Origin of the sequence: Portibacter lacus (assembly GCF_021533215.1) — a bacterium.
In the GTDB taxonomy this organism is placed as follows: domain Bacteria; phylum Bacteroidota; class Bacteroidia; order Chitinophagales; family Saprospiraceae; genus Portibacter; species Portibacter lacus.
The window spans coordinates 24508-34661 of record NZ_JAJNKA010000024.1 but is presented as its reverse complement, the minus strand read 5'-3'; the positions used below and the strand labels follow the sequence as shown (position 1 = coordinate 34661).

Annotated in this window: 3 protein-coding genes; all 3 read right to left on the bottom strand. The window is 35.1% G+C overall.

Features of this window, described 5'->3' with window-relative positions; all coding sequences use genetic code 11:
- Nucleotides 1-8041: PKD domain-containing protein (locus L2586_RS23865; RefSeq protein ID WP_235295521.1), on the bottom strand; the 8041-nt coding region annotated here is incomplete at its 3' end.
- Between the two features lie 303 nt (nt 8042-8344).
- Complete coding sequence (locus L2586_RS23860; RefSeq protein WP_235295520.1) at nt 8345-8956, bottom strand: DUF1573 domain-containing protein; 612 nt, start codon at nt 8954-8956, stop codon at nt 8345-8347.
- 30 nt (nt 8957-8986) lie between these two features.
- Nucleotides 8987-10147 carry a T9SS type B sorting domain-containing protein gene (locus L2586_RS23855; RefSeq protein ID WP_235295519.1) on the bottom strand — a complete coding sequence of 387 codons (1161 nt, stop codon included), beginning with the start codon at nt 10145-10147 and terminating at the stop codon, nt 8987-8989.
- Between the last annotated feature and the right edge of the window lie 7 nt (nt 10148-10154).

Below are 10154 nucleotides of genomic sequence, written 5' to 3'. Positions count from 1 at the left end.
AACCTTCTACTGTGATATCACTTGGACAAGTGACTACCGGTGCTGTGGTATCATCTATTGTGATGGTCTGTACACAGATCGTCTCATTTAAACATGGATCCAGTACTCTGAAAGTTCTGGTCACTGTCATTGGACATGTGCCACTCCTAACATCAGAATAAAAAATTCTATCAACTTCACAGTTATCCGTAACTTCTCCTCCTTCAGCTTGGAAATCAGCTAATGAAATTTCAACTTCGGTTTCAGAATATACCAGTTGAATATCTCCACTTAAAGTAACTTGGCTTTCGTCGCAAGCCTCTAAAGTAATATTCGGTGGACATGTACTAATCACAGGCGCCACTACATCATTTATAACAATCGTCTGCTCACATTGTGCTAAATTTCCACACTCATCACCTACTTGATATGTTCTTACTACTGTCTCTGGACAAGAATTTCCATCACTAATTTCAGATAAAACGCCAAAACTATCTCCATCAAAAGTACAGTTATCATTTGCTACACCTCCTGCCGCTACAAACTCTGCTAAATCAACATAAGCTGGTTGCTCTGTTATACTACATACAGCAGTTAATGCTGGAGGACATACTATTGTTGGGTTTCCAGTATCATTTTTAACTAAAACTTGTGTACATACAGCTGTATTTCCACATAAATCGGCAATTTGATATATCCTTGTTACTGTTTGCTGACATATAAGCCCATCATTATCATCAAGTGTATTAATAAATGAAGATGGATCAATTTCACAATTATCAAATGCATTTCCTCCTGCACCTGTAAATGCTGTATAATCTGCATATGGTGGAATATCATCTGCTAAACAGTCTGTTGTAATATTCGCTGGACATTCTATAATAGGATCAGTCGTATCAAATATCTCAACAGTCTGTGAACATTCAACAAAGTTTCCACATAAATCGGCAATTCTGTATGTTCTTGTAAATATTTCAGGACAATTTCCATTATCCGTATCGACCTCAGATAACTCGAATGATGATTGATCAATATCACAATTATCACTTGCTGAGCCACCATTCGCTATGAAATCATTATAGTTCTCATACTCAGGGAAATCCGTTAATTGACACGATACAGTTACTCCGTCAGGACAAACCATCGTTGGCAAAATATCATCATCAATTGTAATATCTTGCGTACATGTAGTTGAATTACCACATAAATCATAAATTCTGTATGTTCTAGTTATAACTTTTGGACAAGTTCCTCCATTATCCACATCGCCTACATGATCAAATCTCGTTCTATCTACTGCACAATTATCATCTACAGATCCTCCTGCTGCTTCAAATTCATCTATAGTTGTATAAGCTGGTGCTTCAGAAATATCACAAACAATTGTGATAGGATCCGCACATGTAATAGTCGGTGCGACATCATCATTTATGATTATACTCTGTGAACACTGTATAAGGTTATCACATAAATCTCTTACTTCATAAACTCTTGTTACTGTTTCTGGACATGTATTCCCATTAGATATTTCTGATATCATAGTGAAGGTACCTTCATCTATAACACAATTATCATTTGCTGCTCCTCCTGCTGAAATAAATTCGGTGTAATCAGCATAAGGTGCTTGTTCTGAAATATCACAAACCAAATTAATTGTTGTTGGACATGTCATCGTTGGATTAGTATTATCATCAACGATTATGGTCTGAACACAAGATATCTCATTTTCACAAGCATCTTCTATAGAATATGTTCTTGTAATCGTTTCTGGACAACTTTCTCCATTTGTTTCTTCTAGTACAGCAAAAGTACTTAGTATTAAACCACAATTATCACTTGCACTACCGCCCGCAGCTGTAAACGCTGTTAAGTCGGTATAAGCAGGTTGTTCACTGATGTCGCAAACAGCAGTTAGGTTATTAGGACAAGTCATTACAGGTGGTATATCATCTGTAATTGTTAATATCTGCTCACATGTTTGAATATTACCACATGCATCAAGTATTGAATAAGTTCTTGTATTAATCTGAGGACATGATTCACCATTAGAAACATCTGAAACTAATGTAAAGCTAGTAGTTATCAAATCACAATTATCAGTAGCAACTCCTCCTGCAGTTGTAAACTGAGTAAAAGAGCTATAAGGCACTTGCTCGTTAGGGCTACATACTGCAGTTAATGCAGGTGGACAAGTCATTTCTGGACTTGTTGTATCATTTATAGTAATTGTTTGCACACAAGTTGCTCTTAAATCACAATCATTAGCTATTTCATATGTTCTTGTAACAACCGTAGGACATGATCCTGGTGCATTAACTTCACTTAATAATGTAAACGTATTTTCTACTATATAACAATCTTCACAAACATCGCCACCTTCATCAATAAAGTCTTCAAGTGTTACATATGCAGGGAATTCTGAAATATCACATCCCTCTTCATCTATATCACTCGGACAATCAATTGTTGGGGATAATCCTTTTACATAAAATGTTAAACAAACAGGTTGCGTAAATCCAAATTGATCTGAAAGCAATACTGTAATTTGATCTTCACCTTCATATCCATATGCTCCAGTATATTCAAAACAATCCGAATTGTTAAAAATTCTTATATCACCAGTATTCGGTGAATCTAGTATGCTATTTATAAATTGGCTTCCTGAACAAGAAGAAGAAACTATACAGTGTTCTAAAGTTTGACCTGCACAAATTGTATCTACAAAATATTCAACAGTCGGTTGACCTGTTTCAGGGTGGAATACATCTATCTTATCTTTAAAAGACGTCAAATATCCAAAGGTTCCTCCTCCAGAGTTTCCTACGAAGTGTGAAGCCGTGAAATACTCATCTGATTGAACAACATTTGTTTGACCAGCAGGTAATAAGGCATTTGTAAAGAAAGTAACAATTGAATATCCTCCTAACCCTGGCGCGGTACCTATCGTATAATTAGCTCCGAAAGTACTCCAAAGAGCTCCATTTAAAGTTAATGTTGGTAATCCTGCATTAGGAATAATTACACTTACTATATTAGTTGGTGCTCCAGGAAATCTTGAAAATTCAATATAGGTATCTCCTCTACATCCATCTACAGGGGCAGCTATCGCCATCCCTTCTTCACCATTAGATTCTACACTACCAAACTGGTATACATAAGCAGGTTCAGAACATCGAATTAAATGTGAACTATAATCTGGTGGTGGCATATGATAAGTATAGACTTCACCAGCATTTAAAACAGCGACTAAAGCTCCATCAATTCTAACTTCTGTATTCGCTGTTATAGCAACTATTGCAGCATAATTATAGTCATTTAAAGGAGCACTATTATTAGTATCACGACCACGAGTAACTACATATTCACTACCAATTACACAAGTAGGGACAATCTGATCCATCCCGGCATCTCTACCATGTGATTTTCTCTTAGCTGAGTGCGAAGATCCCGTCGTCACAGCAATTGGATTAGTTGCTGTTATTAAATCCCCAGAAACCGATTCATTTCTTCTGGTTCTTGTTAGATATGTTTCATTAGCATCTAAATTAACAGTCCAAGTATTATTTGTTTGACCAAACATTAAATGTTCTGTATTAAAGGTTACATCTGTATTATCCTCAACAGCCATTACTGAAATGAAGTGGTATTCGTCTGTACCTGTAGATCCTGAATTTAAAACTGTCTGAGAACCAGCTCTAAATCTTTGTCCTAAAGCCTGCTCACCTTTAACGGTTACCATTGCCTTATTATAAGTAGATTCTAATCGGTATATAACTTGAATAAGTTGGTCAGACTCAACATAAAACCCCCTATTTCTTTCGACAGTATTAGGGTTATGAGTCTGTAGCTGATTAGCATTTAACGCAATTATCCATGGTGTACCTTGAGTAACTGCTGGATTACTAAAAATTATATTGTTATTTCCATCTCTAATTATAACATTTGCCGCTCCAAATGGAGTGGTTATTACTAAACTACTTGGTGTATTAAATGTAGAACCATTATATGAATTGTTATTTCTCCATATCGGAGGAATAAAATAATATAGACTTGCATTACAATCTTGCTTAAACGCTGGAGAACTACAAGGACAATTATCATCATCCTCATCTATCTGACCATTACCATCATTATCGATACCATCATCACAATATTCACAGAGTACAGAAATATTTTGCGTTTCGGAATACTCATTTCCACAATAATCAGTAATTGTCCATGTTCTATCAATAGTATAGATTACAGAAGATATGGAGTTATCAAATGTCTGTGTAGATGTTTCCGTCAATACAATGGTATAATCTTCTGGACAATTATCAGAACCATATATATCTGTTGCTGAAACAACATTTCCGATAACTGGCGGAGCTGGAACAGTATCACATGTTACGGTAATATCTCCAGGTATATTATATAACTGTGGTAATTCATTATCTATTACGATAATGTCTTCTTCGAAAGTTGAAGTATTTCCACATAAATCTTGAATTTGATATACTCTTGTATAGGTTATCGGACAGATCGTACCAGATGCATTTTCCTCTATAAAAGTGATAATTGTTTCATTCATTCCACAATTATCAGTAGCACTTCCTCCAGCTGAAAGATATTCAGCATAGGTAGTATATACAGGATAATTTGAAATAGCACAATTAATTGTTACATCATCTAAATCTGGTGTTGTAGGTGGGGTATCGTCATAAATTGTTGCAATCTGTGTACATTGTGAAACGTTACCACATAAATCTTCAATTTGGTAAATTCTAGTTACCGTTTCTGGACATGTTCCGTTATCACTTACCTCAGAGTCTAAAGTAAATGTAGTTGGGTCAATTTCGCAGTTATCAGAAACAACTCCTCCATCTGCTTCGAAAGCAGCTAAATCATATACTGGTAAATCTGCAATGTCACATTGTGTTGTTAAGTTATTTGGACAAGTAATAACAGGTACCGTATTATCATTTACTGTAATAACAAAATCACATGTTGCGAAATTATTACAATTATCATAAATCACAAAAGTCCTTGTAACCGTCCCACCGCAATTAACAGTGTTGTCTGTTTCATTTTGCAACGCAAAAGTTGTTTGGTCAATTCCACAATTATCCGACATTGTTCCTCCTTCAGACAAGAATGTACTGTAATCAAAAACTGCAAATTGATCAGATTCACATTGCACTGTTACTGGAGCAGGACAAGTAATTACTGGATCAATTTCATCTAGGATTACAATGTCTTGTTCACATGTATTCGTATTTCCACATAAATCAGAAATTCTATACGTTCTAGTATAAGTTTCTGGGCAATCACCGTTATCTGTAGTTTCACTTATTAATGAAAGTGTTCCAATATTGATCCCACAATTATCTGTAGCAACTCCTCCTGCGGCTTCAAAATCTCCAAGATTTGGATAAGAAGGTACTTGAGTCAATGCACAGTCTGTTGTTATATCTGCTGGACATGATAAAGAAGGCAATTCAGTATCATCGACTGTAATTTCATGAACAGCTGTCCCTACATTACCGCAAGCATCTGTTACTGAGTATGTTCTTGTAACAACTGCCCCACATCCACTTCCATTATTACTTTCACTAATAAATGTAAAGCTAGCTCTAACTACTGCATCATCGCAGTTATCAGAAACTGTTCCATTTGCAGCTTCCCATTCTGTTATATTATTAAATACTGGAACATCATCTGAATCACATAATGTAGTGGTAGGATCTGCATCTCCTAATAATGGATTTTCAGTATCAAAAACCTCAATATCTTGACTACATGTAGTAAGGTTTCCACATGCATCTTCTATCTGGTATGTTCTAGTTACAATTGTCGGACAAGTTCCAACAGTTTCTGTATTTATCAATGCAAAAGTAGAAGCAACAATGCCACAATTATCTGTCGCTCCTCCACTTGCAGCTAAAAATTCATTATAATCTGCATATGGTGGAACATCATCAATTAAACAAGAAGTAGATTGATTCGCTGGACAAACCATCATAGGATCTTCTTCATCGCTAATGATTAATACTTGTTCACAAGATCCAACATTTCCACAAAAATCTGATACTTCGTATGTTCTTGTATGAGTTTCTATACAACCTGAAGTGGTAACAATATCACTTGCCAAGTTAAAAGAGGTTACTTGGATTTCACAATTATCACTTACCGTTCCTCCTTGAGTTATGAAGTTCGCAACAGAAATGATTGGTTGTGCTGCATTCAAATCACAAGCAAATGTCTCGTCAGCTGGACATGTTATGATAGGATCTGTAAGATCTATTACATCAATAGTCTGAACACAAGTATTTCTATTTCCACACTCATCCTCTATTTCATAAGTTCTAGTAACTGTTAAATTACAATTTCCAGGTGTTGTATTATTAGAAACCAAGTCAAATGATCCAAAATTAATACCACATAAATCAGTTACTGTTCCTCCATCGTTTTCAAAATCTGTATAATCTCCATATACTGGTGGAACGTCAGTTATACATTCTACATCAGCAATAGTAGGACAAGATAACACAGGAGCTGTATTATCTTCTATCGTAAATGTTGCCTCTACAGTAACTTCCTCACTACCACATGCATCAGTTACTGTATATGTTACAGTAATAGATCCTGCAAATCCACAAGTATAAGTAAAGTCTGAAAAATCTAGATCAGGTGTTACTGTTAATGTCTGATCATCACAAACATCTGTTGCACATCCTTCTATATAAGCGATATTATCAGCATTCCATGTGTCGAAATTGTTTTCGTTTTCGTTTTCATCACAGTCTAATGTTATGTCTAAGTCAGCTGTACAAGATGAAACATCCGGTGCTGAATTATCTTCGAATTCAAGTGTATAATCTACCGTTTCTGTTTCTCCGCACGCATCAACTAATGTATAAGTTACTAAAACTGCCCCTGTATTATCACAGCTTCCAAAACTTAATCCATAAGAGTAATCACTAAATACATTTACAGGACAGTCATGGATTACACAACTTCTTAATGCGATAATATTATCTATATCCCATTGATTAGCATAAGTTTCATTTCCAGCTGCACCTAAACATTCTACAGTGATACTTCTATCTGGACAAGAACCGAGATCCATATCATCAGGCTGAACATCTACATCTATTTCTATATAATGTTCATTACATGATCCTTCTATATCTGGATCCGTAACTAGCAAAATGACTGTGTATTCACCACAATCATCATATGTATGAGTTCCTGACTCATCAGTAGAAGTATTTCCATCTCCGAAATCCCATTCATATTCTAGATTCGAAGCATCCATATTATCTATAGAACTTGAAGCATCAAAATCAAATGATTTTCCACAATAATTAAAATTCGTGGTGTCTATAATTGCAACTGGCGGAATTTCCACTCTTACATTAAAATTATGAACTTCAGATGCGGGGCATGCTAAATTAGGATCTGTATCTACAACTTCTAAAGAATAGTCACTTGTAATAGAAAAATCAAATTCTGGAGTGGCCGTAGTTCCTAATAAAGTCCCGCCCGCATCTAAAGCATCATACCATCTATATTCAAAATTCGGATCTGAATCCGGTGTAATCGTTGCTGTTAATGTTGATGGTGTTTCATCTTCGCAAATGGTAACATCGTCTAGTTCAATTAAAATCTGAGGTTTAACTGTAACTGTAATATCTTCACAAATGGTGCTTGTAACGTTAGGACAAGATACATCACCTACAACTCCACATACTGTATATATGTAATCTGTAGGGTCAGTTAAATTTCCCGGAGGTGTGAATGTTGGGTCCAGACAATCCAATAACACTCCTGGACAATCTAAAGGTGCAGTAGACTCTGTCACTGCTGTCCATGTTATTAATGTTAATATTCCCGATGTAGAGGTTACATTTAATTGTTCAGCACAATTAGCAGGATCATCATATAGATAATAATGTTCTGCATTTATTATACATTGACCAATTAGGGATTGTGATGTAGTTAAGAACAAAAATGCAAGCGCTAATACTTTTAGCGATGCAAAAATTCTTTTTGGACAATTCTCAGATAAAGTATCCAGCATTTTCATAAGCTTTGAATATGGTATTCGTGTCGCCTTTTGAAAACTTTCACATAGAAATGTAAATAACAGCCTGCACAGCTGAAAAATCAGTTATGCACTAACTAAAATCAGAAAAAAAAGTATCAGAATAGTAGGGTATTGTATTAAATTTCCAGGTTACGGTCTCCTTACATAGGCATTTTAAAATTTCTATTACATTATAATAGACTCTAAATCCATGCCTATCCCCCATCTCAAATGACAATTATTTGACATTTTATTATTTAAATATATAAAGTGTAAGATTCCTTGCGTTTAGCTCTATTAATTATTGATAGAATCTTTCGGGTCTTTTCCAAATTCTGGTGTAACCACTTCCCCGACCATATGAAGAGAAACAATTTTTTTCGAGGCATTAGAAATGACATCTATTTTAGGTGCTTGCCTACCCAGTCTACCTTTGCTATTAAATTGAACCAGAATTGTTCCTTGTTTTCCAGGTTCGATAGGTACAAAAGGATAAATCGGTCTTGTACATCCACAACTGGCTTCTGCATTTTTTATAACCAAAGGTGATTTACCCCTATTGGTGAAAATAAATTCGTGCAATATTTGCTCTCCTTGCACTATTCGACCAAAATCATGAGTAGTCTGCTCAAACAAAATTTTTGGTGCCAAGCCAGTTTTTGGGTTCGATCCTGTTTTCTTGTCTACAACTAAGTTTTCTATTTTCTCAGGAGATTCTTTTGAGGTTGGTTTGCTTATTGCTTTTTCTTCCGTTTCTACTTTTTCGTATTTTACAGAATCGACTTCTTGCTGAATGATCACAATCGCATCCTTCTTATCTATATTGGGCAAATTAGCTTCTATAACATCAATTGAGGATTCTTTATCCTGTTTCGAATTATTCGCACAGGAATTTAATAACATTGACATAAAAAAGAAGTAAGCAAGATATCTACTCATCTATCTAAGAATACTAAAGCTACCTGTTTTAATAAATTCCTCTCCTTTGCAGGTATAGTTTACTTTATATAGAAAAACATTAGAATTGATTTTTTGATTCCGAAGTGTTCCATCCCATTGATCTGTTTTTATAGATGTGGAAAAAACCATTTCTCCCCAACGGTCAAAAATCTCAAAATCCCTAAGCTCCTCAATTATAAATGCATTACTTATTCCGATGAAATCATTCAGACCATCATTATTAGGTGTAAATGCATTAGGAACGAGAAGATTATCACACTGGACCGCATCTTCATCTATTACTGCAATGTTAATTGAATCTTGGCCAGCACATATTCCATAATCGTAATTAACTCTATATAACATCGTTTCGTCAGGCGCAATCACAGGTTCTAAGTCCGTGCTTTGCGTCACATTCTTAGAAGGAAACCAAGAAACCAGATCTGCACAAGAACTTGTGTGTCGAATTTTTAAGGATATACCTGAAAAAATCGTCGTGTCTCTAGTAAGAATTTGATCAAATGGAACATGAATATCAAATATTTCTTCTACGCTTAATGCCCTATTATAAATTTTGAATTCATCGATCTTACCACTAAAGGGACTATCTCCAAATGCCTGACAAGGACTATCAGAAAATTGCATTGTAGAGGCAGGATCTATCATAATATCACCATTTATGAAATCAGTATCCGAAAACTGCCCATCTATAAACAAATTATAGTTCTGTCCAATTCTCTGAAAAACTAAAGAATGCCAACATTGGTCAAGGTTTATTGCTCCTTCTACTTCTATGAATAGTTCAAAATTTGTAGCCATCTGAATTCTCACTTTAGATTCTTGCGGTATATATTTAATAGTTAATGATGAATCCACTCGACATTCAGAAGAAACTGAAAAAATATCTATGATTCCAGACTGACTTTCTCTTATCATAAAATTAAAACTCAATGTAAAGTCATCTTGAAATATAGATGTGTACGTTGAATCAAAATTCAAACTACTAGCAGGATCTTCGAAAAAAAGCGACTCGCCGTCAACCCCACAATCACAAGAAGTACTTCCTGTAATTTCAGGATCAGCTAAAGCGCCCTCATTGACAGAAAGGCAATTATCAAAGTTTACATAAACTTCTTGAGCATTTAGAAATAAAAAGCTCATTGAAAAA